Source organism: Streptomyces sp. MBT53 (genome assembly GCF_016654115.1).
In the GTDB taxonomy this organism is placed as follows: Bacteria; Actinomycetota; Actinomycetes; order Streptomycetales; family Streptomycetaceae; genus Streptomyces.
Map to the genome: position 1 here is coordinate 1 of NZ_JAEQAZ010000051.1, position 23,421 is coordinate 23,421.

20 protein-coding genes and 3 pseudogenes are annotated in these 23,421 nt (G+C 70.7%); 22 read left to right on the top strand and 1 reads right to left on the bottom strand.

The genetic code is table 11. The features are described from left to right. Window positions 1-795, bottom strand: a pseudogene (locus tag JHN45_RS20535) (hypothetical protein); the annotation flags it as partial. A gap of 720 nt (window positions 796-1,515) precedes the next feature. Here JHN45_RS20535 and JHN45_RS20540 point away from each other — a divergent pair. From JHN45_RS20540 to JHN45_RS20640, 22 genes and pseudogenes are all read left to right on the top strand, one after another. Beyond that, complete coding sequence (locus JHN45_RS20540) at window positions 1,516-2,466, top strand: conjugal transfer protein (protein WP_201049949.1); 951 nt, start codon at window positions 1,516-1,518, stop codon at window positions 2,464-2,466. Beyond that, the gene (locus JHN45_RS20545; protein WP_201049950.1) at window positions 2,463-2,795 is read left to right on the top strand and encodes a hypothetical protein; all 333 of its coding nucleotides are present in this window, start codon (window positions 2,463-2,465) and stop codon (window positions 2,793-2,795) included. The genes JHN45_RS20540 and JHN45_RS20545 overlap by 4 nt, the downstream gene beginning before the upstream one ends. After that, window positions 2,792-3,361, top strand: coding sequence for a hypothetical protein (locus JHN45_RS20550; RefSeq protein WP_201049951.1), 570 nt, complete (start codon window positions 2,792-2,794; stop codon window positions 3,359-3,361). Before JHN45_RS20545 ends, JHN45_RS20550 begins: the two co-directional genes overlap by 4 nt. Then, entirely contained in the window at window positions 3,358-6,057 is a 2,700-nt protein-coding gene (locus tag JHN45_RS20555; protein WP_201049952.1) for an ATP-binding protein, read from the top strand. The genes JHN45_RS20550 and JHN45_RS20555 overlap by 4 nt, the downstream gene beginning before the upstream one ends. Beyond that, window positions 6,054-6,407 (top strand): hypothetical protein, encoded by a 354-nt coding sequence (locus tag JHN45_RS20560; RefSeq protein WP_201049953.1) that lies wholly within the window; start codon window positions 6,054-6,056, stop codon window positions 6,405-6,407. Before JHN45_RS20555 ends, JHN45_RS20560 begins: the two co-directional genes overlap by 4 nt. A 1-nt stretch (window position 6,408) precedes the next feature. Further along, window positions 6,409-9,138 carry a hypothetical protein gene (locus JHN45_RS20565; protein ID WP_201049954.1) on the top strand — a complete coding sequence of 910 codons (2,730 nt, stop codon included), beginning with the start codon at window positions 6,409-6,411 and terminating at the stop codon, window positions 9,136-9,138. Window positions 9,139-9,182: 44 nt separating this feature from the next. Next, window positions 9,183-10,295: a bifunctional lytic transglycosylase/C40 family peptidase gene (locus JHN45_RS20570; RefSeq protein ID WP_307783149.1), complete on the top strand. Its 1,113-nt coding sequence runs from the start codon at window positions 9,183-9,185 to the stop codon at window positions 10,293-10,295. Then, entirely contained in the window at window positions 10,292-10,936 is a 645-nt protein-coding gene (locus JHN45_RS20575) for a hypothetical protein (protein WP_201049955.1), read from the top strand. The genes JHN45_RS20570 and JHN45_RS20575 overlap by 4 nt, the downstream gene beginning before the upstream one ends. Beyond that, window positions 10,912-13,542 (top strand): ATP/GTP-binding protein, encoded by a 2,631-nt coding sequence (locus tag JHN45_RS20580; RefSeq protein WP_201049956.1) that lies wholly within the window; start codon window positions 10,912-10,914, stop codon window positions 13,540-13,542. The genes JHN45_RS20575 and JHN45_RS20580 overlap by 25 nt, the downstream gene beginning before the upstream one ends. Next, a pseudogene (locus JHN45_RS20585) lies at window positions 13,533-14,446 on the top strand (replication-relaxation family protein). Before JHN45_RS20580 ends, JHN45_RS20585 begins: the two are co-directional and overlap by 10 nt. 249 nt (window positions 14,447-14,695) lie before the next feature. Beyond that, on the top strand, window positions 14,696-14,824 hold the full coding sequence (locus JHN45_RS54065; protein ID WP_268982286.1) for a hypothetical protein: 129 nt from the start codon (window positions 14,696-14,698) through the stop codon (window positions 14,822-14,824). A gap of 92 nt (window positions 14,825-14,916) precedes the next feature. Beyond that, entirely contained in the window at window positions 14,917-15,492 is a 576-nt protein-coding gene (locus JHN45_RS20590; protein ID WP_201049957.1) for a hypothetical protein, read from the top strand. Between the two features lie 12 nt (window positions 15,493-15,504). Further along, window positions 15,505-16,110, top strand: coding sequence for an OmpA family protein (locus JHN45_RS20595; protein WP_201049958.1), 606 nt, complete (start codon window positions 15,505-15,507; stop codon window positions 16,108-16,110). Window positions 16,111-16,401: 291 nt separating this feature from the next. After that, window positions 16,402-16,989, top strand: a complete 588-nt coding sequence (locus tag JHN45_RS20600) for a hypothetical protein (protein ID WP_201049959.1) — start codon at window positions 16,402-16,404, stop codon at window positions 16,987-16,989. Between the two features lie 23 nt (window positions 16,990-17,012). Beyond that, entirely contained in the window at window positions 17,013-17,906 is an 894-nt protein-coding gene (locus JHN45_RS53030) for an ATP/GTP-binding protein (protein ID WP_307783150.1), read from the top strand. A gap of 21 nt (window positions 17,907-17,927) precedes the next feature. Then, on the top strand, window positions 17,928-18,632 hold the full coding sequence (locus tag JHN45_RS20610) for an SAF domain-containing protein (RefSeq protein WP_236583860.1): 705 nt from the start codon (window positions 17,928-17,930) through the stop codon (window positions 18,630-18,632). Further along, complete coding sequence (locus JHN45_RS20615) at window positions 18,632-19,456, top strand: hypothetical protein (RefSeq protein WP_201049960.1); 825 nt, start codon at window positions 18,632-18,634, stop codon at window positions 19,454-19,456. The genes JHN45_RS20610 and JHN45_RS20615 overlap by 1 nt, the downstream gene beginning before the upstream one ends. After that, on the top strand, window positions 19,446-20,924 hold the full coding sequence (locus JHN45_RS20620; protein ID WP_201049961.1) for a CpaF family protein: 1,479 nt from the start codon (window positions 19,446-19,448) through the stop codon (window positions 20,922-20,924). The genes JHN45_RS20615 and JHN45_RS20620 overlap by 11 nt, the downstream gene beginning before the upstream one ends. Continuing rightward, window positions 20,921-21,862, top strand: coding sequence for a type II secretion system F family protein (locus tag JHN45_RS20625; protein ID WP_201049962.1), 942 nt, complete (start codon window positions 20,921-20,923; stop codon window positions 21,860-21,862). Before JHN45_RS20620 ends, JHN45_RS20625 begins: the two co-directional genes overlap by 4 nt. Next, window positions 21,859-22,743 carry a type II secretion system F family protein gene (locus JHN45_RS20630; protein WP_201049963.1) on the top strand — a complete coding sequence of 295 codons (885 nt, stop codon included), beginning with the start codon at window positions 21,859-21,861 and terminating at the stop codon, window positions 22,741-22,743. The genes JHN45_RS20625 and JHN45_RS20630 overlap by 4 nt, the downstream gene beginning before the upstream one ends. A 50-nt stretch (window positions 22,744-22,793) precedes the next feature. Continuing rightward, on the top strand, window positions 22,794-22,997 hold the full coding sequence (locus JHN45_RS20635; RefSeq protein WP_201049964.1) for a hypothetical protein: 204 nt from the start codon (window positions 22,794-22,796) through the stop codon (window positions 22,995-22,997). Then, a pseudogene (locus tag JHN45_RS20640) lies at window positions 22,997-23,416 on the top strand (TadE/TadG family type IV pilus assembly protein); the annotation flags it as partial. The gene JHN45_RS20635 and the pseudogene JHN45_RS20640, both read left to right, overlap by 1 nt. Window positions 23,417-23,421 lie beyond the last annotated feature (5 nt).

Below are 23,421 nucleotides of genomic sequence, written 5' to 3' on the forward strand. Positions count from 1 at the left end.
CCGAGGCGCTTCGCTGCGGCATGGAGGGAGGGGGGTGGTGTTCTGCTTGTTGGTCTTCTTAACGATGGTGTTCTTAGTGCCGGGATCAGCCAACGTAGGCTCATCCAGTCCTGGAAAACCCGACTCTGGTGGTGAGCTGGGGTTTTGCAGGGCGGGCAGGTCGGTGATGACGTACAGCGCCTGGCCGAGGGTGCCGTCGGAGTTGCGCTCGCGGGCGCGGCAGAGGAATCCGTGCCGCTCCAGCTGGTGGAGCCCGGTGGTGACGGCGTCGACGCCCTCGCGGCCGCGGCGCACCAGCTCGGCGACGGTGACCTGCCAGCCGTCCCGGTGCGTGGAGACGTACCCGAAGATGCCCTTCGCCTTGAAGGACAACTGGCTGTCCCGGAACAGGCCGTTGGCGATCTGCGTGAAACCGTCGGCCGCCATCACCCCCCGGCGGATCCCCGCCCCGAAGCCGCGGTGGTGTTCGTCGTCGATCGCGAGGCCGGAGGTGGCTTCCATCAGGGCGGCGTCGAGGGTGGCGGGGCGGTCGGTGATCGAGTAGGCGACCTCGCCGAGCGTCCCGTTCGGACGGCGCAGGCGGTCGCGGATGAGGTAGCCGCACCGCTCGAGTTCCGTCAGGCCGGCGCGGACCGCATCGCGTCCGTCGGGGCCTGTGGAGACGAGTTCGGCGAGAGTGACCTGCCAGCCGTCCCGGTGGGTGGAGACGTATCCGAAGATGCCTTTCGACTTGTAGGAGAGCCGGCCGTCCCGGAACAGGCCGTTGGCGATCTGTGTGAAGCCATCGGCCGCCATGACCCCCCGGCGGACTCCTGCCCCGAAGCGGTTCACCGTGGTGTTTCCGGGGTGGGCCACGCGCGGTGTCCGGGGCAGCGCTCCGAGCTCGCCGGGGTGGAGCGGGTGGCGGGCCCGGGTGCGCGGTCGTGCGTGTGTTCCATGGCGTCAGCTCATCCGCCGAACCCGACCAGACCGGCGGCCATGGGCCCCGACCACCGGTCACGATCCGGCAACGCGGCCGTCTGACTGCCGCGGTGGAGCTCGTGGTCGGGCCGACCACGCATCGTCAGCCGGGTACGCGGTCGCACCGGGACCCCGATTGCGCAGCCTCAGAACGGCGTTGCGCAACCGGCTGCGCAACCGGCCGAGGATCGTGCGCAGTCGCCGAGTGCGGTGCAGTTGCTCAACCAGCCCCGCGAATCCTGATCCTCGTCTGCGCGGGGTGCGGGCGACGCACTGCGCAGGTGCCTCACGGGGTCCGGGTGACATCTGTCTGCGCATCGGCGTGGGGCCATGGAGCGTGTGGTCTCCCAGCCCCGGTTCGGAAAGCGTGGACGGCCGCGACGTCCTTTCCCCGATCGGCTCGTGGTCGGGCCGGTGGTCGGGCCGACCACGAGCCCGACCACGGGCTTCGTGTCTCCATCGTGACCGTGGTCGGGCCTTCGTGGTCGGTGGTCGGGTCGGGGTCGGCGGGTTTTCTCAAGTCAGCAGGCAACCTTCTGACCTGGGAGTTTGACCATGTCTCCTGGCAAGCAGGCCTCAGAGAGCGAGGCTGCTCCTCCCATAGCGGCCGGCGCCCGGCTGGAGTCGATGCGGCGCCGCGTGCGTCTCTCGCGCCTGGCGGTGTGGACCGTTATCGCGGCCAGCCCCGTCGCCCTGGCCGTCGCCGTCGCCTCCACTCCCACCACGGTCGAGGCGGCCATCCCCGCCAAGTCCACCTCCGTGCGCACTATGGCGGCCTCCGCCGACCCGGAAGGTTATGCGCAGGTGTTCGTCAGTGCGTGGTTGCGCAGCAGCGTGGACGACGCGACGAGTGCGCAGGCGCGGCTTGCGCAGGCGCTCGCGCCGGACGTCGAGTTGCCCGACCCGGTCGCGGGTGCGCAGTCGGCGCCGCAGTCCGTGACGGCGGTGCGCAGTGCGCAGCACGCCGACGGCCAGTGGTCGGTGACGGTGGCTGCGCAGTACGCCGACGGGTCGGTGCGCTACTACGCCGTGCCGGTTGCCGTCGGCGGTGCGGGCACCTCGTTCGCGGTGACCGGTGCGCCGGGCGTGGTGGCGGGTCCGGCCCGGGCCGAGGCGGCGAAGTCGCCGTACGGCGTGAGCGTCCCCGACGGTGCTCTGTCGTCCGCGCTCACGGAGTTCTTCGCCACCTACCTGACCGGTTCCGGAGAGCTCGACCGCTACCTCGCTCCCGGCGTGACGCTGTCAGCTGTCTCTCCCGCCCCGTACACGACGGTGTCCGTCCAGCAGATCTCCGCCGTCGAACAGGCCGCCGCCTCCGAGCGGGTGCCGACCGACGGCACGACGGTGCGTGTCCTCGTCCAGGTCGAGGCCCAGGACGCCGGCGGCCGGTGGCCGCTGGCGTACGAGCTGACGCTCCGAGTCCGCTCCGGCCGGTGGGAAGTCGCCGCACTGGAATCCGAAGAGCCCGGGGAGCCCGGGACCGCGCGGGTGGGCGGTGTGCGGTGAACTCGGTGCACAGCGTGCTGCTCGCCGGCCAGCTGAATGACCTCGGCAACCACTGGATCGGCATGTTCAAGAACTGGGCGACCACAGGCCTGACGGCCGGTCTCCTCGTCCTCGTCGTCGTCACCATGATCCAAAAATTCTCGCTCAAGGCGGGGATCGGCGCATTGCTACTGATGGTGATCGCGCTGGGTCTCTACAACTCGCGCGACAGTCTCGCGCACATGTTCGAGGATGAGGTGAAGAACGGTGCACCCGTCGTCCCGGGCGTTGTCCACTCCGAACTCCCGGCCTCCCGCGTGCACTCGCCCGGCGTCGGAGGCTGGCTGTGACCGCGAACGCTCCCACGCGGGTGGGCCGCTTCTACACCTCTGCCCGCCGCCACCCCTGGGTTCTGGGCAAGGTCGCCGACTGGAGGATCCCGCTCGGCCCGTACACGCCCGCGCAGATCGCGGTCGCCGTTGTCGGCGGCTTCCTCCTCGTCAAGACCATTGCGTGGTGGTCGTGGATGGGGCCGGTCCCGATCGCGGCCTGGCTGCTGGCGATCTGGGCGGTACGCCGGCCGAAGATCCGGGGGCGTGCCCCGATGCAAGCGGCCCTGGGCTGGCTGCTGTTGGGCGGACAGCCACAAGGGGGACGGATCGGCGGGCGCGCCGCCCGCGACCGCGCCTCACACCCCCTGCTCAGCGGTTTCACGATCGAGGGCCCGCCCGCGCCCGCTGCTGCGGGCGTACCGTCTCCTGCGGCTGGGCAGCGCGCCGCCCGGTCACCGCGCGCGAGCACGGCCGCCGCTCGCTCGTCGTCGCGCCGACGTCCGGAGCCGGCTGCGCCGGTGGGTCCGGTATCGGGTGTGCAACAGCTTCTCGCCCTCACCGCGCAGCGCGGGGGTGTGCGATGAGGGTGCCGATCCGTCACATCGCCGGGCATCTGGTGTGGTCGACGCACGGCAGTGTGTGGGCGCTCTACCGGCTGCACCCCGGCCCGGACGCCCGCGGCCGCAGCGAGGAAACCGTGCAGGGCACCTACCTGCCCGCCGCGGTCCGCGACGAACAGCTCGCCAGGATCACCCACCTGATCCGCTCCCTGTCCGGGGCTCCACGCCTGTTCGGGCTGTGCGCGCAGGTCGACCCGGGCGAGATCGCCCTGCGCATGATCGAGGGCATCGAGCCGGCCGACACAGCCCCACGCGGCGGCACGCATCCGTGGGTGGAGAACGTCGACGCCACCCTCGATCTGCTGGACGACCAGGAGATGCACCGCCGCACCCTGTGGCTGGCCGTACCCCTGCAGACCGAGAGCGCCGGCCTGCAGGTGTCCGCGTCGCTCGGCTCCATGTGGGCGGAAGTCTCACCGGCGCTGGGCATGCGGCCGGCGCCGGTGGCACGGCGCGAGGTGACCGCGTACCGCGAGCAGGCCTCCCGGGTTCAGGCCTCGCTCGCCGGCGGTATCGCCTTCCGTCCCGCCCGCCCGGCGGAGGTCGTCTGGATGATCCAGCACGCCCTCCATCGCGGCCTGGTGGAGCCGCTGCTGGCCGAGGCCGAAGCAAGCGAGCTGTACGGAGGGCAGGTCCGTGAGGGGGTACTGCACTCCCCCAGCTACGCCGACCTCGGCCAAGTCCGCCTCCAGGAAGGCGGTATCGACCCCGAACTCGACGACGCCGACAACCTCAAGGGTGCCGGGCAGATAACTCGGTCGGGCCGCACGGCCTGGTGGCGGCTGAAGGCCGCCTCCCCGCTGCGGCGGCGCTGGCTGCAGGTCGAATCCGACCTCGGGGTGGGCTATCAGGCGCAGTTAGCGCTGGCCGAGTGCCCGCCTGCCGTCGCGCAGGACGCCGCCGACCTCTTCGCCCAACTGGAAAGCCTGGACTTTCCCGTCGACTACACCGTCGACCTCACCCTGGTGCCCGCGGATAAGGCGCGTGACCAAGTACGGCGTAAGAAGAACGAGCTGATCGACCAGGCCGACCAGTACGATGCGCGTCCCACCGGTATGCCGGCCTCGCTGAGCGAGGCCGCGCGGGACCTCGGCGAACTGGACGCCCGTCTCTCGCGCACTTCGGTCGAGGTCGAGGTGCAGTCGGTGACCGTGCTGACGGTGTGGGGGCCGACCGCCGCGGTCTGCGACGCCCGCGCCCGGGCCCTGACCGCCCTGCTCGCAGGCGCCGACTACCGTGCCGTACGCCCGGCCGGCCTCCAGGAGGCCCTGTTCACCCTCGGCCTGCCGGGCACCGTACGGCCGGGCGTGGTGCGGGAGTTCACCCAGCACCAGGTCTCCGAGGACTGGGCACTGGGCGGCGCCTTCACCGCGTCCGAGGTCGGCGACCCGGCCGGCATGTTCCTCGGCATCGACCTCGACTCGGGCACCACCCGCCCCGTCATGATCAACGTCGCGGACGCGCCGAAACAGGACGCGTCGGCGTCGATGGGTATCGTCGGCGACCTCGGTGCGGGCAAGAGCGTGCTGCAGAAGCTGATCGCCGAGGCGGTGTGGGCGCGCGGCGGGTGCGCGATCTGCATCGACCGCACCCCGGTCCGCGAGTGGGCGACGTTCGCCCGGACCGCGGCGAAGGGACGCGTCCAGATCGTCGACGCCGCCCGGGCCGAGGTCTCCATCGACCCGCTGCGGATGTTCGCCGGCCCCGAGGGCCGCCACTACGCCCTGTCCTATCTGACTCTCCAGCTCGGTATCGGCCCGATGAGCACCAACGGGGAGGTGCTGCACCACGCCGTCGAGCAGGCCGCCGCCGGCGAGCAGCCGTCCATGCACCGCGTGGTCGAGGTCCTCGACGAGATGGCCACGAGCGAGGTGGGCAAGCGGCAGGACGCGGCGGCCACACTCGCCGGTCTCCTCCGGGTCGTGGCCACCAACTCCCTGGCCCGGATGGTCTTCGACCCGGCGCTGCCGCCGGTGCGGCTGGACGCCTCCAGCACCTCCGACATGATCGTGATCACCACGGCCGGCCTGAAGCTGCCGCCGAAGGCGGCGTTCGACAAGCCGGAGGTTCTCCTCCAGCAGCCGCTGGAGGCGCTGATCGGCCGTGCGGTGCTCTACCTGATCGCTGCGATTGCCCGTCAGACCGCCTTCGAAGACCCCCGGCGGTTCACCGCCGTGGTCCTGGACGAGCTGTACTGGCTCACCTCCTCGGCCGAGGGCACCGCCCTGGTCCACGAGATCCTCCACGACGGACGCAAACACGGCGCCGGCCTGCTCGGCGCATCCCATGACGCCGAGGAACTCGGTCCCGACCGCGGCCTGATGGCCTACCGCGCTCTCGCCCGGACCACCGACCGTGAACGCGCCCGCCGTGGCCTGGAGTTCGTCGGCCTCGACCCGGGCGACCCGGAGCTGCTGCGGCTGGTGACCACCGGCCTGTCCCCCGTGGGCCGCAAGGGCCGGGAGGGCGAGTTCCTGCTGGCCTGCCCGCGGCAGAACACCGGCCGGGTGAAAGCCGTCATCCCCCGCATCGCGCGCATCGAGTCGTCCATCACCACCACACCGGGACACCGCTCCGCCGACGCCTCGCACCACACGGGTTCAGCGGCCCGGCCGCTCACCGGTGAGGCCGTCGCCCGTCCGAAGGAGCCCGTTCAATGATCTCTTCCTCGTGGGACCGCTCCCGGCGCATCCGCGCGGCCGCGACCGCCCTCACCACTCTCGCCGTGACCGTCGGCGTGCTCGTCCTGGTCTGCGGGGTGGGCGTGCCGGATGCGTGGTGGCCGCACACCGGGCAGGCCTTCGCGTCCAGTTCACCGTCGGCGCACCCTGATCCGTGCCGCCTGATCGTGGGACGGGCTAAGACGTACTGCGAGCGCGGTACCACGACCGCCGCCCCGGCCGGGCACCACGACAGGGCTTCGGCAGCGTGGCGGCTGCTGGCGGTCGGCGCCGGCCTGACCGCTCTCGCCTTTTGGTGGCGCCGCACCACCCGGCAGAGGCGGCGCTGACATGTGGCGTCCAGACCGCCCCACCCTGCGCTCGGCCGGATTCGTCGTGCTGCTTACCGGCGTGTTCGTCCTGGTCAACACCCAGGTCGTGTACGCGGCGAGCAGCAGCAGCGAAACCGGGGACCTCCTCTCCCCGCTGAACATCACCTCCTCCGAAGGTGTGCCGATCAACGGCTACGACCTGAGTTCCGAGGGCGGCTCCATCGTGGACTTCAAGGCGCAGGCCCTCTCGTTCGCGCTGTCCGCCCTGTTCACCGTGATCCGGCTGCTGGTCGGGCTGGCCGGGTGGGCGATCGAACTCGCCTTCCGTTTCCCGCTGCTGAAGGTCCTGATCCGTCCCGCGCAGGAGGTCGCCGACACCTACAACCACGTGGTCGTCGACACCCTCGGGCTGAAAGGCCTTCTGCTGGCCTGGGGGTTCGTGTTCGCCGGCTTCATGATTGTCCGCGGCCGGGTCGGCCGCGGACTGGGCGAGATCTTCCTGACCCTGCTGATCGCTGCGTTCGCCGCCTCCACCTTCGTACGCCCCGACTACCTCCTCACCCAGGACGGCCCGCTCGGCCAGGCACAGCAGGTGGCCTCCGAGGTCGCCCAGGAGAGCGTCAACTCCTACAACTGGGGCGGGAAGATCGCCTCCGCCGACCCGTGCGCGGGGATGGCCGGCAACGCCGAACTCAAGTGCCTGCAGCATGCCGCCGAGGCGCCCATCTCCGCGGCGGACATCGCCCGCCCCCTCCAGGACTCGATCACCAACGCGCTGATCGTCAAGCCGTACATGCTGCTGGAGTACGGCCGGATCCTCGATCCCGCGAGGGCGTCCGACCGCAAGGCCTACGCGCTTCACGTGATGTGGGTCGGCGGCGCCTACGACACCAGCACAAAGGAAGCCGCCAACTCCAAGAACGGCTGCGACACACTCTCATCAACCGCCAAGGCCTACTGCGAGCAGCGCCAACAAGCGAAGGCGAAGGATCCCTGCCACCTGATCGTCGGCGAGGCCAAGGATTTCTGCGAGCGCGATCATGACGCCAAACTGCCCGGCGGCGCGCTGCCCCCGATCACCTCCGGCGGCGATCTGCTGAACATCGCCTCCCCGGTTATCAGCCAGGACGACCAGGAGTTCGCCGCGTTCCTCGACGACATGAAGAGAGCAGGACCGGTCGGCAAAGCGTGCGCCGCCTACGCCGAAAAGCCCACCTGGTGGCGGGTCGGCGGCGCCGCCCTGCTCCTGGTCGCAGCACTGTTCATCTGCGGCATGCTGCTGTCCTCGGCGATCGTGATGCTCGGCACCCAGGGCATCTGTGCCGCGGCCGCGGCCGCCGGCGGCGTCACGTTCGTCGCGGGCATGCTGCCCGGGCCGCCGCGGCAGAGCGTGTGGAAGTGGCTGTCGCTGTGGGGGATTTCGATGCTCGCCCTTGTCGCGATCTGCGCGTTCGTCCCGTTCTTCGGCATCGCGGTGGACGCAACCATCACCAACGGCCCCGACCTCGTTGTGGAACGGATCCTGCTCATCGACGTCCTGGCGATCGGCGGCGCGGCCGGGCACCGCCGCATGCTGAGCGGTATCACCAACTTCGGCCAGCGCATGGCGATGCGGATGCGCTACGCGAAGGTCGGCGGCACCCACCTGCCCGGCGACTCCTCCGAGCTCGGTGCCGCCCTCGCGATGAACTCCCCTGCTGCGATGGGCGGTTACGGCGGCGGGCTGCGTGCCTTCGCCGGCGGCGGGGGCGGCCGGTTCGGTCTGCTGGGCACCCGCTACCGGCTGCTGAGCGCGCTGACCTCGCTCGTCGACGGCGCCGGCATGCCGGTGGACACCGGCGGGATGCTCGCCGACGCCACCGCCGAAGCCGGTCGGGGCCTGGCCCCGCTCACCGCGGCGGCGGCCGTGGGCGGGCTGGGAGCGCGGCTCGGCGTGAAGGGCGCGCACTGGCTGCTGATCGGCAAGCGGCCGGACCGGGAGAAGCTGGAAACGTGGCGCAAGCCCACTTCGGACGGCGACCCGAACGGCGGCGGCCCGCCGGACGGCGGACCGGACGGTCCGGGCGGATCCGGTGGGGGGCCGCGCAGGCCCGGAGGGCCACCCAACCGGTACCGCAACGACCATGGGCAGATCGTCGACCGCACCACCGGTCAGGTCCTCCACGATCAGAACTCCGACCGCACTCTGCTCTCGACGCGCGCCCACAACCGGCTGGTGCGTCTGCGCGGCTACCGCATCCTCCACCGGGGCGGCAGGGCCGCGTACGGGGCGACGGTAGGTCTGCCGGCCAACATCCGCCGCGCTCGTGAGGGAGGCTCGCGCTACACGCGGGACGCGGAGCAGCAGGTACGGGTGTGGGGCAACACCGTGCGCGAGGACGCCCGCGTCTGGGGAGACACCGGCCGCCACGTGGCCCGGGCCGTACGGGAAGCAGACGACCGGGGCGGCGACGGGCCCTTCAGCAAGCACCGCCTGCCCGTTGGGCGTCCGACGTCGCCTGGCAGCACGCCCCGGCCAGCTCCTCCCCGTCCGGCCCCCGCCCCCGTGCGGCCTGCGCCGACGGCGGCCACCCCGCCTCGCTCCGATCGCGGCGGGGCTGTTCTTCCCGGCGGCAGGAGCGCGCGGAACCAGACGCGGGAGGAAGCGCGGGCCCGGATACGGGACCTGATGCGGCGGACGGCGCCCGAGGCGGAACGCCTGCGCGAGGAGCGGGCCCGTCGGCGAAATGAGGACGGCGAGGGCGAGTGAGCCGGTCCGGGCGCCGTACGAAGCGGATCAGGCGGTGGGCGTGTGTGATCGCGCTGTTGATGTTCGCCGCCGTGTGCTGCGCCGCCCCGGTGTCGGGCGCGATCGGCGCCTACGTGGCGCTGAAGACGGGGATAGTCGACGACGGCGGGATCGCCGAGGGCGGCAGCGTCGCGGACATCCCGGCGCGCATGCTCACCGCTTACAAGAAGGCCGTCCAGCAGGTCGGCACATACGTGCCGAAGTGCCAGGGCATGCGCTGGCAGATCCTCGCCGGGATCGCCAAGGTCGAGTCCAACCACGCCGTCGGCCACAACATCGCCGCAGGCGGCGACATCACCCCGAAGATCTACGGGGTCCTCCTCAACGGTTCCGGGGCCGGCGGCAACACCACCGCCGTCGCGGACACCGACGGCGGCAAGTGGGACGGCACCGCGAACGGGGAGCGTGCCGTCGGGCCGTTCCAGTTCCTGCCCTCCACCTGGAAAAGCGTCGGCGAGGACGGCAACGGCGACAAGGTCGCCGACCCGCACAACGCCGACGACGCCGCGCTCGGCGCCGCCGTCTACCTGTGCGGAAGCGGACGCAACCTGACCCAGCGCGCCCAACTCCAGGCCGCGATCCTCCAGTACAACCACTCCGCCGCATACGTCGCCAACGTGCTCGGGTGGATCGACCAGTACACGGCGGCCGCCAAGGACCCGGACCTGAAGAACGTCACAGGCACGGCCCGCACCGTCATCGAGGCGGCGCTCTCCCAGCGGGGTGTCCCCTACTCCTGGGGCGGCGGCGGTACGAACGGCGCGTCGTACGGCATCTGTTGCTCGCCGAGCGGCAAGAGCGGCGCGACGATCAAGGGCTTCGACTGCTCCGGGCTGACCCAGTACGCCTACGCGAGGGCCGGCATCCGCCTGCCGCGCGTCGCGGCCGCCCAGGCCGGCATGGGCCGGCGGATCCCCGCCGGTCTCGGCCCGCTCGTCCTCAAGCCCGGTGACCTGGTCTTCTTCGCCACCGCGCCCGGACGCGATGCCACGATCTACCACGTCGGGATCTACCTGGGCAGCGGGCAGATGGTCAACGCCGCCCGCCCGGGCACCGTGGTGCGTCTGGACGCCGTGGAGGCGATGTCCGGCTACGCGGGGGGAGCACGGCTCCTGTGACCACCACCAAGCGCACCCCGCGTCTGCTGCTGAGCACGGTCGTCCTCGCCGTCGCCGGCGTCGCCCTGCTGGGCGTGCCGCACGGTCAGGAACCGTCGGCGCCGGCGGTTACGCCCACCGTGCACGCGGCCACGATTCCGTCCTCGGCAGCTGCTGCGACCCCTGTGGGCGAGCCGGCCGCCGGTGCGGTTGCCCGTGTGGCTCCCTCGGCAGAGACATCGTCGGCCGTCGAGTCGTCCGTGCTGCCGCCGCACGGCGAGGGCGTGGCCGGCGACGGGGCCATCCAGCAGAACCTGGTCACAGCCTGGCCCGCCGATCTTCCGGTCTCCGACGAGCGGGAGTTGCTCGCCGCCGGCCGGGCACTGCTGCGCGCGGACGCCACCGGCATCGGCCGCGCCACGTGGCCGGACGTCTTCCCCACCTCGAACCGGGCGGTGGCTCCGGCGTTCGCCACCGCCCGTTTCCGTATCCAGGCCGCGATCGCCCGCCACGACGGCAGTCCCGACAAGGCGGTGGTCCATCTGGTGTGGGCGGGGGCGGACCGCGGCGGCACCTTCACCGACCTTCGCATCACCGACTGGCACTTCACCCGCACGATCAAGAAGGGAACCGTGACGTGGACTCCGCAGCCCCGCCCCTGACCAGCCGGGCCGACGAGACGGCTGCCGGTCAGGTACTCGACCTCCTCACCGGCCTCATCGACGCCGTCGACTGGCTCTACGGCCACTGGTATCTGCTCGCCCTGGCCATCGCCGCCTGCTGGGGCGTGGGCGAGGTGGTGCTCCGCCGGCTCGCGGAGCGGGCCTCGGCCGAACGGATGGCCCTGGAACTCGTCTCCAACCGGCACTTCGACCCGGACCTGGAGGAGATCTTCAGGCGCGGTGTCCAGCTCGCCCGCGCATCCACGGCGATGCCGTGGTGGGCGCCCCGCCGGGCGAAGACCGTACAGATCCGGCTACGCGCGGACGGCAGCACCCCGCTGCGCTACCGCGTCGAAGGCCCGGTCGGCGGTGAACGGCTGCTGTCCATCACACCGTTCGGGCCGGACATCACCGTCAACCGGGCGAGGCCGATCGTGGATGAGCCCCGCAAGCACACCGTGCGAGCCGAGTTCATCCTGCGCGGCAAGGTCACCTCTCCGCTGCGCGAGGTGCCACTCGCCCCCGACCCGCTCCAGCCGCTCGTCGACGCCGTGTCCGACCTGCGGGCCGAGCTCGGCGACCTCGCCGAGATCCGCCTCGACGTCCAGCGCGCCCCGAAGTGGACCCTGCGGGCCCGCCGCCTGCAGCTGATGAGCGCCGCTCGCCGCTCGGAGCACCGGGAGGCCCAGCGGGCCGCACGCTGGCTACGGCAGGACGCCAGCGGCATCGAGGACTCCTGGGGCGGGCAGCTGCAGCAACTCCTCAGCGACCGCCCCGGATCAGGTGCAGGACGGCGGCTGGTGATGCCTCCCGTGCCCCGCCGTGTGGAGCCGGCCGAGGCGCTGGGCAAGCTCGCTGAAGACGACCACCTGGTCCGGATCCAGCTCCTCGTGATGTGCGCCTCCAACATTGAAGGCCGCGCACAGGCCCGCCTCGCCCAACTCCAGGCCGCCCTCGACGTGTTCGGCAGCCGCTCACGATGGGCGATGCGCGGCTGGAGGCTGGGACCGCGGCGGCTCGGGGCCGATCACTGGCCCACCCGCCGTGGGTTCGAGCGGCGCTGGAACCTGGGGCACTGCCAGCCCCCCCGCGCGAACTGGGTGAGGCTGGAGGAACTGACCGGCCTGCTCAAGCCCCCGACCGTCAACTGCCGCCTGCCGGTGCTCGCCGGGGACCTGCCGACCTTTGAATTCGGCGACCCCGAATTCCTGCTGCAGGGCATCTACCGGGGTCCGGACGGCCGGCAGCGGCTGGTCGCCACCTACGCCGAGGAGACCCTGTTCGAGGTCGGCGTCGGCAAGGCGGGCGGCGGCAAGACCGAGCGGGCCCTGGCGCAGGCGATCGGCTGGGCGCACGCGGGCGGAGGACTGGTCTTCGTCGACCCGCACCGCGACTCGTGGCCGCGGGCCACGACGTTCCTGGCCCACGCGCACCTGGCGCCGCGCATCGCTCTGGTTGACCTCAACGCTCTCGGACCCAACCCCATGGTCAGCTCGTGGAATCCGCTCGGCATGCACCACGGGCAGGCAGCGCACGAGGTCGTCGAGGCGATCGCCGACGCCTACGCCTCCACGCTGGCCTGGGACGACGCGACCGCTCCACGCGCGCTCACCATCCTCACCGCCACTCTCGCCATCCTGGTCGCAGTCAACGAGGCCGCCTGCCAGGCCGGCCGGCCCGCAGACCAGGCCACGATCTTCCACGTCCGCGCCCTGCTCACCGACGCTCCGTTCCGCACGGCGGCGCTCGCCGCCGTCGCGGGCCGGCTCGACGAGGAGACCCGCTCGTGGTGGAAGGCGGTGTTCCCGACCCTGCCGCCGGACGCGTTCGCCGTGATCCTCAACCCGCTCGCCCGTCTCTCCGCCAGTCCGATCACCCGCGCGTTCCTCGGCCAGCCGGTCGGCGTCTACAACATCCGCGCCGCGATGGACTCCAGAATGATCGTGTGGGTGTGCCCGGGCGGCAACGGGCCCACCGACCGGCTCCTGACCGCGCTCCTCGCCCGCGATCTGCTGCGCGCCGCGCGCTCCCGGCGTGACACCCCCGAACGCCAACGGGTGCCGTTCCGCCCGTACTTCGACGAGCTGATCACCCTGACCGGCGCGGCCCCGGAGACCATCGCCGCCATGTTCGAGGACCTGCGCAAGTACCGGTGCCACGTCCACGGCATGACCCAGCTGCTGTCCCGGCTGCCCACCCCGGTCCGGCTGTCGCTGGTGCAGAACGCGTCCACCCTGGCCACCACCGCCGGGTCGACATCCGCGATCGCCCCGATCACCGCGGAATGGGGCGACAACCCCAGCCCGCACCGGGTCGCCACCATGGAACGTTTCGAGCACTTCGTCTCGCTGAACGTACGCGGCCATCGCGTCGGGCCCATCCAGCTGCGCGGGCCCCACCTCGACGACGTCTTCGCCGACCAGGCCCGCCCGAAGAACGTCCCCGCCCTGGAGCGGGCCGCCCAGGCCAACGCCGGGGCCCTCCCGCTGGACCAGCTCCACATCCGCGCCGCCGGCCAGCTCGGCCGCGTCACCGCCTTCCTCGCCGCGCACGCCCCTGCCGGCGCCTCCTCAGCCCGCCTGTCGAAGGACAACGAATGGAACTGACCACCGCCCAGCCCAAGGACCGTACGACGGCGGGCTTCACGCCCAGCCCCGTGGAACCTCTCGTGCATCAGCTCCTGGCCACGCTCGCCCAGCACCGCATGGCATCCACCAGGCAACTGCATGTTCTCCTGCGTCCCGACCGCTCCCGCCAGTCGGTCTCGGAGCGGCTGAACCAGCTGCTCGGCGAGCGCCTGGTCGACTTCGTCGTACTCCCCCAGTCCAGCCGCACGCGGGTCTGGCACCTCACGGCGAAGGGCGCCCGCCTCACCAGGGACTGGCCCGCACTGCGCGGCCGCCCGCCGTATCCCATCACCTCGGCCACGGCCGCCTCGCTGAAGACCCCCCACACCCTGACCGTCCTGCGTACGCATCTGGAGTTCGTCGCCGACGCCCGCCGACGCGGCGACGAGCACGGTCACCTCGACTGGACGCCCGAGGTTTTCCACGCGATCGGTGACGGCGAGAAGGTCGTGGCCGACGCGGTCATGCACTACACCCTCGTCGACGGCCAACAGCGGCACAAACTCAGGGCGTTCGTGGAGGTCGACCGGGCCACCACGAGCAGCGAGCGCCTCGCGGCCAAACTGATCGAGTACGCGCGGCTGTGGTCCTACGAACCGCAGCCGGTCGGCCGGCGCGGGCAGCAGTCCGGGCCCGGCTGGCTGCGCTGGTACCCCGTCTTCCCCGGATCCTGTTCGTGCTGACCGGCGCCGGGCGCCAGGCGATGGACAACCGGATCAGCGACCTCAAGGCCATGACCGCCCACCATCCGCACGTGGCCGACTTCGCCCTCGACGTGCCGCTCGGGGCCGTTGTCCTCGACGACCTCGACGAGCACGGCCCCACCTCCGATGTGTGGACGCCGCTGGCCGGCGGCACGCCCCGCCCGTGGACCGAACTGTGACACCGCATCACGCCCGAGGCCGAATGTCGCAGCTTCGCAACTGCCACAGAAACCGCTTGAACTTTGCTCACGCGAACCAATAGTTTACTACTGCACAGCATGGCGTCGGCTTCAACAGGCCCTGCAAGCAATGAATTTAGGGGATGCCGGATGACACGAGCTACGGGCGACGTTCGCAGCAACGAAATGTGTGCCACGGTCACGTGGCCCGTCTCGACCCGGGCCGTCACGCACATCGGGAGCGCCTGCGTGGTCGAGGGGACCGGCGACTTCGACCTGGACGATCTATGCCTGGTGCGCCGCCGGTTCCCCGGCCGGCTCGTCACCCTCGACGGCGACGTGATCACGGTATGGCCGCCGCCCTCACCCACCCCGTGAGCCCCCTGCTCCGAACAGAGGCCACCCCGACAGGGCACCGGCCACCGCAACCAGCCCATCCCGGGACCACTCCACGGAAAGGACTCACTTCAATGAGCACACGGCTCACCGCAGCGACCGGCAGGCGCCTGGCCGCGCTGACGATCACGGCCGTGCTGGGCCTCGGAGCCGCCGGCTGCTCGAACGGCAGCCCCCAGCACGGCGGCGCGCCGGCAGCAGCAACGGCGCACGGTGAGTCCGCTCCGCGCGAGCAACTGGTCCGCACGGGCGATCCGCTGACCGAGCTCCAGGGGCAGAACGGCCTGTCACTGACGATCACGTCGGCCCGGCGGGACCCGGCCGCCTACCTCACCGTCCGCGGCGACCTGAAGAACGACGGGTCCCAAACAGCCGTCGTCCCCGCCGAGTTGCGCGGCGACGAGCTCGACGTGCTCAGGACCGGACCGTCGCTGGCCGGGGCCACCGTGACCGACTTCGAACAGCACAAGCGCTACTACGTGCTGCGCGACACGAGCGGACACCCTCTCACCACGACCGGCCTGTCCACGCTGAAGGCCGGTGAGAGCGTCCGCGTCTTCATGCAGTTCCCCGCACCGCCCGCGACGACAACCACGGTCGGTTTCCAGCTGCCCCTGTTCGACACCGCAACCATCAAGATCTCCGGATGAGGTGAGGCACTCATGCGCCCGATCCGATCCCGCCTCACGGTCTCGCTCCTCACCCTCACCACGCTGGCCGCGGCCCTCAACACGGCAGCCGGCAGCAGCCAGCAGGCAGTCGCCAGCCCGTACCGGAGCAGCTCCGGCCTTGCGCTGCGCGGCGGTGCCACGCTCGCCCCGCCCAGGATTCTCGATCTCCGTTCGGATCCCGTCGCCCTCAGCCGGGTGGTCGAGGACCAGGACGGCTCCCAACGGCGCAAGGACACCAACGCGGAAGTGACGTACACGCTCCAGGCCGAGGTGCTGTTCGCCAAGGACAGCGCCCGGCTCAGCAGTCAGGCGCAGTCCCGCATCGCCGCGATCGCCAGGCAGATCCGCCGGCCGCTGCCGTTGAAGGTCCGCGTCTTCGGTTTCACCGACGACCTCGGCTCCTCCGCCCACGGCGACATCCTGTCCGCGCAGCGGGCCCAAGCCGTACAAGACGTCCTGGCCGGCGAACTCCCCTCAAAGGTCTGTTTCGAGACACGGGGGTTCGGCGAACGGAATCCCGTCGCATCGAACAGCACCGACGCAGGCCGACGAGCAAACCGGCGCGTCGAGATCTCATTCCCGCAGGCAGACAGCTGATCACACGAACGAAGACCCGCCCGAACCATACGCAAACGGAACGAGCAAACATACAGAACCACAAACGACATCCGACTCCGAAAGCGACCAAATGAAACCCGAGTTGTTCGAGTCAACTCGCTTACCCCACCGAAAGATTGGCTGGCATATGCGTAATCTTGCCGCTACGCAAACGCATCACCGCAGCTCGACCAGGCCGCAGGCTGGGCAGGGACAACACGGAGCCCGGCGTTGTGGTCTCCACGCATCGTGTTCGTACGGGGAGACAACGTGACACGAGAAGACCGACGCATGCCACCGCTCACGGCTGTTCGCATCCGAAATCGGTCCACGGTGTCCGTGGGCCTGATGGCACTCGCTGCGATCGCCGCGACAGCAGGCTGTTCACCCAGCGATGGTGACACGGCACAGAAGTCGTCGAGCCCGACTACCGCCTCGCCCACGACCACGGTGTCCGCAGCCGAGGCCCAGACCCGCAAGGACGTCATCGCCGCCTACCAAGGCATGAACGACGAACAGGTCAAGGCCTACGCAAAGTCCTCGCTCGCCGGAAGCAACATCGCCAAGTACGCGACCGGTGCCGCGCTGCGGGACACGAAGGACACGGTCTTCGTCAACATGCAGAACGGCATCATCGTCAAAGGTGAGCCCAAGGTGACAGTCACCGAGGACGACGTTGCGATCGATGCCACTGGCACGCGGGCGACCCTCACGGTGTGCTTCGACCTGAACACCTGGGAATCGGTGGACAAGAAGACAGGCAAGAGCGTCACCCCGCCCAACCAAGTCAAGCGATACACAACCGTCGCACACCTCCAAGAGCAGGGCTCCCGGTGGCTGGTCACCGACGAGAAGGCAAACAAGGCGAAGAGATGCTGAACCGGCCCGCCCTGGCTAGTGCCGTGTTAGCAGCGCTCGTCTTCTTAGATTCGGGAGAGGCCACCGCATATGCAGGTAGTGGCAAGGTCGTCTGCAACGAGAGGGGTCTGTGCCGAGTCGTCGCCGACGACACCATCCCTACACCGGGCCAGGCCGGTGGCGACCAACAGGCCTCGAACGGCAATGCCGCCAAGCCCAAGTGCTACGACAGCCTCGTCGGCAACCAGGAAGTCCCCTGCTACCTGAAGAACTACGGGTACTGGGCCAACGGCCGCAACTGCTACTTCCAGCAGGCCGATCCCCAGCCGGCCGCGGGCGATCCCCGCTGGGAGGGGCATGACCCCGCCGACGGCGCGATCTACGACGCGTACTGCCCGGACAACCCGAACATGACCAGTCAGTGGTTCGCCCAGCCGCCGGCTGAAGGCGCGGCGGTGGATCCTGCGGTACTGGCCCTGGAAGCCGTCAAGAAGATGACGCTGCGCGGCCCAGACGTCGCCAACCCCCGTGCGGCCGGTACGTACACGGTCGGGGTTCCGATGTGGATGTGGGTCAACCAGAGCGCAACAACGTATGGCCCGCAGTCCGCGTCGGCGACGGCTGGGGCCGTGACCGTCACGGCAACCGCGAAGGTGTCGAAGATCGTGTGGCGGATGGGTGACGGCGCCACGGTGACGTGCGCGGGCCCCGGCACGGTCTACGCGGCCTCCGCCGGCATGGGCGAGTCCCCGACGTGCGGCCACCTCTACACCACGACCTCGGCCAGCGCGGGCAGCGGCAAATACGAGGTGACCGCGGCCTCGACGTGGGCGATCGACTGGCAGGTCACGGCCGGCGGAGGACAGACCGGCCAGCTCACCGAGATCCGGCAGACCCAGACACAGGTGGCGATCGGCGAGCTCCAGGTCGTCAGGTAACGCCATCGGAAGGATGCAGCGTTGAGCAAGACCCAAGAACGCACAGGAGGAACAAGTGCGAGCGGAGTCCCCCAGCAGGGGCAAGTGGCCGCACCGGTCGCGCCGCCGCGGGTGTCGGCCCGCAGGCGCCGGCCGGGCGTGATCGCCCTGTCGCTAGCACTGATCGCCGCCGGTGGGGCGGGTGTTGCCGTCTTGCTGCTCCAAGTCGGCCACCGCACCCAGGTGGTCACCGTGGTCCGCGACGTCCAGGTCGGCCAGGTCCTTACCGAACAGGACCTGGGGACGGCCTCGATCTCCCTGGACCCGTCGGTGAAGGCCGTCCACGCGGACGATGTGAAGGCGGTGGTGGGCAAGCGGGCGGCCGTGGAACTGAAGCCGGGCTCGCTCCTGACGCCGTCGCAGGTAACCAAGGACTCTCTGGTGAAGGCCGGCGAGCAACTGGTTCCGATCGGGCTCAAGCCCGAACAGGTTCCCGCCACCAGCCTGGTCCCCGGCCAGAGAGTCGAACTGGTCCACGTTCCCGCGCAGGGCGACACGGACACCGACAAGTCCTCCACCGCTCCGGAGACGATCACCGGACGGGTCGTGAAGGCGTCCAAAGCCGCCCCTGGCACCGGGGTTGTGGTCGTCGACGTCGCGACCTCCGCGACCGACGGCCCGACCGTCGCCGCGTGGGTGTCGGCGAGCACCCTGCGCCTGGTCCTCACCGCTGCGGACGGCAGCTGATGGCCGTCATCGCGCTGGCCGGCTGCACCGGCGCACCCGGAGTGACGACCACTGCGCTCGCGCTGCTGTTGTCGTGGCCGCTGGAGCCGGGCCGGAAGATGATCCTTGCTGAGTGCGACCCGGACGGCGGGGCCGTCCTGCACGGACTGCTGCAGGGCACGCTCGGCGACCGGTACGGGCTGCGGAACCTGTCGGTGGCGGCCCGCAAGGGCGAGTTCGGCGACGCTTTCTGGCGTCAGCTGATCGCCCTGAACGGCGAGGAGGGGAAGCCGGAGTCACCGCGTGACCGGCTGCTGCTGCCCGGCGTCACCGACCCGGCCCAGGCGGCGAGCCTGGGTTCGGTCTGGAAGGGCCTGGCGTCCATGTTCCGGGGCATTGAGACCGAGCACGGTCACGACGTTCTGATCGACCTCGGCCGCAGTGGCGCCTTCGGTCTCTCCGGGGTCCTGGCCGAGCAGGCCGACGCTGTCATCATGGTGGTGCGCAACACCCTGCGCTGTCTTCAGGCCGCGCAGGCCCGGGTGACGGCTCTGGAGGAACGTGTCGGGGACGTCGGCCTGCTGGTGATCGACGAAGGTCCCTACCCCGCCGGCGAGGTCCAGCGCGTGCTGCAGGTACCGGTCGTGGCGACACTGCCGTACGCGCCGCAGGATGCGCGGGTGCTGTCGGACGGCGCCGAGCAGCCCCGACGCTTCACCAGGTCGCCGCTGATGAAGGCTGCCCGCACGAGCAGTGCTCTGCTGGTGCAGCGGGCCGCCGTACGCCGTTCCCGCCTCGATCAGCGCCGCGTCTTCGCCGGCGGGGAGGCGAACCGTGGACGCTAAGCCTCTGCACCCCGACCCGTCCGTCACTCCCCCGCCCGGCCGCCCTCAGTCGGCCTACCGGGCTCCGGCAGGAGCCGCTTCGAGTTCACACACGGTCGGCACGGCAGCACCGCAGATCACCGTCGACTACCAGGCGGCCCGGAGCATCGCGGCCCAAGTCGCCCGGCAGCGTGAGGAGTTGCTGAAGACCGTCCCGGGGATGAACCGGGCCAGCGAGGAGCAGCGCTGCCTGGGCTGGATCAACGAGGCGGTCGCGTTGTGGTCGGACGCGCACGCGATGACACCGCGCGAGGACGGTGCGCTGCGGGGTGCCGTGTATGACCTGCTCTACCGGGCTGGGCGGCTGCAGCCGTATCTGGACGACGGGCGGGTCGAGGACATCATCATCCAGGGGCCGGGCGAGGTGTGGCTCGACTACGGCGACGGTGAACGCCGGATGGTCGGGCCGGTAGCGGACTCGGAGGAGGAACTCCTGGAACTGCTGCGGGAGTTGGCCCGCGACTCCGGGCACAACGAGCGCACCATCTCCACCGCGCACCCCACCCTCGCGCTCTCGCTTCAGGACGGCTCCCGGCTGCAGGCGATCACCGGGCTCGGTCCGATGACGTATGCGGTCATCCGCCGTCACCGGGTCTTCCACGTCGGCCTCGATGACCTGGTGGAGCTGGGCACGATCGATGCGATCCTGCGGGAGTTTCTCGGCGCGTGCGTGCGCGCGGAGAAGAACGTCATGATCGCGGGAAAGCAGAAGGCCGGGAAGACCACGCTGCTGCGGGCGATGCTCCGCGAGTTCGATCCGGACTGCCGCTTCGCCACCATCCAGACCGAGGACGAGCTGTTCGCCCACGCCAACGGCTACCACCGCCAGGTCGTCAACCTGGTGGGGCGGGAGTCCAACGGGGAGAAGGACGTCACCGGCCGCGGCGCGGGCGAGATCACGTTGCTGGACCTGATGCATCCGGCACTGCGGATGTCGCTGGAGCGGATTGTGGTCGGTGAGGTCCGCGGTCCCGAAGTCGTCGCCATGATGCAGGCGTTGACGAACGGGTCGGGCGGCAACCTGTGCACGATCCACGCGCGTCGCCCCGACATCGTCTTCGACCGGATCGCCGAGCTGTATGCGCTGGCCCAGGGCAACCTGTCCGAACAGCTGGCGTACCGGCAGACCGCCAACGGCCTGGACTTCATCGTGTACGTCGACATGACGGACGAGACACGGATCGGCGGCCACCGTCACCGCTATGTCTCCCACGTCCTGGAGGTGAGCGGGATCGGCGAGTCCGGGCGCCCGGCGACCAACGAGATCTTCGCTCCGGGAAGGGAGTTCGGGGAGCTGCGGGCGGTACCGCGGATGGACCCGGGCTGTGTGGATGACCTGCGCCGGGTGGGCTTCGACTCCGGCCTGCTCCAACTGCCCTACGGGGCCTGGGAGCGGCCGCTGGCTCTGAAGGTGGGGGCCGGCCGGTGATCCTGTTGTGGGCGCTGCTCAGTGGCATGGCCGTCATCGGCGGACTGATCGGTACTGTCGCCGGTGTGGTGGGGACTTCGGTGCAGCGCCGGGCCCCGCTGCGCGAGCGGTGGAAGGCGGTGCGCGGCGGCGCCGAGCTGGGCGAGGAGGTCCGGCTGCGACGTCGCACGCTGACCGTCGCGGCGCTGGTGGTGTTCGTGGGCGTGTGGCTGGTCTCCGGGAATTTCGTGGCCGGTGCGATGGTGGGTGCGGCTGTGGTCGGGGTGCCGTGGTTGATCTCGCCGGCGCAGATCGCGCAGGAGCGCATCGGGCAGTTGGAGGCGCTGAGCGCATGGACGCAGCATCTGGCCGGGCTGCTGCGGCTGGGCATGGGCCTGGAGCAAGCGATGATCACCAGCCGTCGGGGTGCCCCGGAGGAGCTGGCCGGGCAGATCGTCAATCTCTCCGACCGGCTGCGCCTGGGATGGCGGCCCGAGGAGGCGCTCCGCGCGTTCGCCGACGAGCTCGACGACATCACGGCCGACAAGGTGGCGGCCGCGCTGATCCTCTCGGCGGGCGACCGCGGCCCGGGCCTCGCGCAGGGGCTGGAGGACCTGGCCGCGACCGTCCGTGAGGAGGTGGCCGGCAAGCGGAAGGTGGAGGCCGACCGGGCCAAGTCGCGGACGACCGTGCGGTGGATGACCCTGATCACGCTGGGCATCGTCGTCGCCGGGTTCTTCGTGCCGTCCTTCACCCGCCCCTACAACACCCTGCTGGGCCAGCTGGTGTTGGCGTTCCTGACCGCCGGATTCATCGCCACGCTCGCCCTGATGCGCTCGCTGGGCACCTTCCGCCACATCGCCCGGTTCCTGATCGCCGACGCGCGCAGCACCGTCCGCCTGCCCACACCCGCTCCAGAACCGGACCAGGGGCGCATGCGGGAAGGGGTCACGCCGTGAATCTGCTTCCCGTCGTAGCGGCCGGAGGCACCGTAGGCGGCGGTGTCGCCCTACTCGTGCGTGAACTGCTGCAGCAGCCGCCCGCGTTGGCGGTGGCGCTCAAGCGCACCGGTCCCGCGCGCCTGAGCATGCCCGAGCCGGAGCTGGACCGCGACGAGCGGTGGGGCAAGTGGCTGCTGGCCCGCCTCGAGCACCTGCCCGGCGTACGGATCCCCGTCAAGAATCTTGCCCTGCTCGGACAGGGGCCGGGCCAGTTCATGCTGAAGAAGACGGCGCTCGCCGCGCTCGGCCTGCTCTGCCCCGTGCTGGTGTCCGTCCCGTGGATCATCGCGGGCGTCTCCCTGCCCTTCTACGTGCCCGCGGCCGCCGGACTGGCCATCGCCGGCCTGCTGTTCATCACTCCCGATCTCGCCGTACGTGACCAGGCCAAGCGGGCACGAGAGGAGTTCGCGCACGCTCTGTCCGCCTACCTCGACCTGGTGGCGCTCAAGCGGGCCGCGGACGCCGGGCCGGCTGAGGCGCTGGAGAAGGCAGCAGCTGTCGGGCGGGGGTGGCCGTTCCTGTATCTGCAGGGCGCTCTGCGCCGTGCCCGGCTGGAGAAGATCCCGCCGTACCAGGCGCTGTCCGAACTCGCCGACGAGTACGACCTGCCTGTCCTGACGGATGTCGCCGACATCATGCGCGGCTCGGCCACCGACGGCGCCGCCGTCTACAAGGCCCTGCGGGCCCGCACCGCCGCACTGAACACCGAACTGCTCGCCGACCAGGCCGCCGAGGCCAACACGGCCAGCGAGAAAATGACCGCCCCCGGCGCTCTCCTCGCCGTCCTGGTCATGTTGCTGATGGCGTTCCCAGCGGTGATCCGCATGCTCACTGTCTGAATCCGTTTCCGACCGTCGAACTCGCTCAATCTGGTGGAGGAGCACGCCCGATGAAGTACACCGCCTTACGGTCCTGCCGCGCCGTCCGCCGGCTGGCCACACGCATCGAGGAGGCCACGCGTCAGCCGGACCGTGGCGACATCAGCATCACCACCGTCATCATCTGGGTCGCCGCCGTCGGCGGCGCCCTGGCGATCGCCGGCACGATCGCCGTAGTGATCGCGAAATACAACCTGAGCCTGAGCGGGATCTGATGCCGGGCGGCCCCCGTATCCGGGCCTGGTGGCACGGGCGGCGCTGGGGGGACGACCGGGGCGACGCCTCCGTCCAGATGGCGATCGTCTTCCCCTTCATCCTGCTCGCCACCATCGCCGTCATCCAGGCCTCCATGTGGTACTACGCCCGGGAGATCGCCCTGACCGCAGCCCGCGAGGGCCTCACCGCGGCCCGCGCCTACCAGGCGTCCCCCGCCGACGGCACGGCCCGCGCCCAGGACGTCCTTGCGCGCAGTGCGGGGGACAGCCTGCGCGGCTACGGCGTCTCGGCCGCCAACGACGGGCAGCGCGTACGCGTACGGGTCTCCGGTACGGCCTTGTCGATGATCCCGGGCCTGTCCGGGCTCAAGATCACGCAGTCGGCGTCGGGGCCCGTCGAACGCTGGACAACGGCCGGGGGGTG

Coding starts and splice junctions, on each gene's coding strand:
- JHN45_RS20555 (WP_201049952.1), top strand. CDS start 3,358: ATGAGGGTGCCGATCCGTCACATCGCCGGGCATCTGGTGTGGTCGACG.
- JHN45_RS20635 (WP_201049964.1), top strand. CDS start 22,794: ATGAAGTACACCGCCTTACGGTCCTGCCGCGCCGTCCGCCGGCTGGCC.
- JHN45_RS20600 (WP_201049959.1), top strand. CDS start 16,402: ATGCCACCGCTCACGGCTGTTCGCATCCGAAATCGGTCCACGGTGTCC.
- JHN45_RS20560 (WP_201049953.1), top strand. CDS start 6,054: ATGATCTCTTCCTCGTGGGACCGCTCCCGGCGCATCCGCGCGGCCGCG.
- JHN45_RS20595 (WP_201049958.1), top strand. CDS start 15,505: ATGCGCCCGATCCGATCCCGCCTCACGGTCTCGCTCCTCACCCTCACC.
- JHN45_RS20540 (WP_201049949.1), top strand. CDS start 1,516: ATGTCTCCTGGCAAGCAGGCCTCAGAGAGCGAGGCTGCTCCTCCCATA.
- JHN45_RS20615 (WP_201049960.1), top strand. CDS start 18,632: ATGGCCGTCATCGCGCTGGCCGGCTGCACCGGCGCACCCGGAGTGACG.
- JHN45_RS20590 (WP_201049957.1), top strand. CDS start 14,917: ATGAGCACACGGCTCACCGCAGCGACCGGCAGGCGCCTGGCCGCGCTG.
- JHN45_RS20565 (WP_201049954.1), top strand. CDS start 6,409: ATGTGGCGTCCAGACCGCCCCACCCTGCGCTCGGCCGGATTCGTCGTG.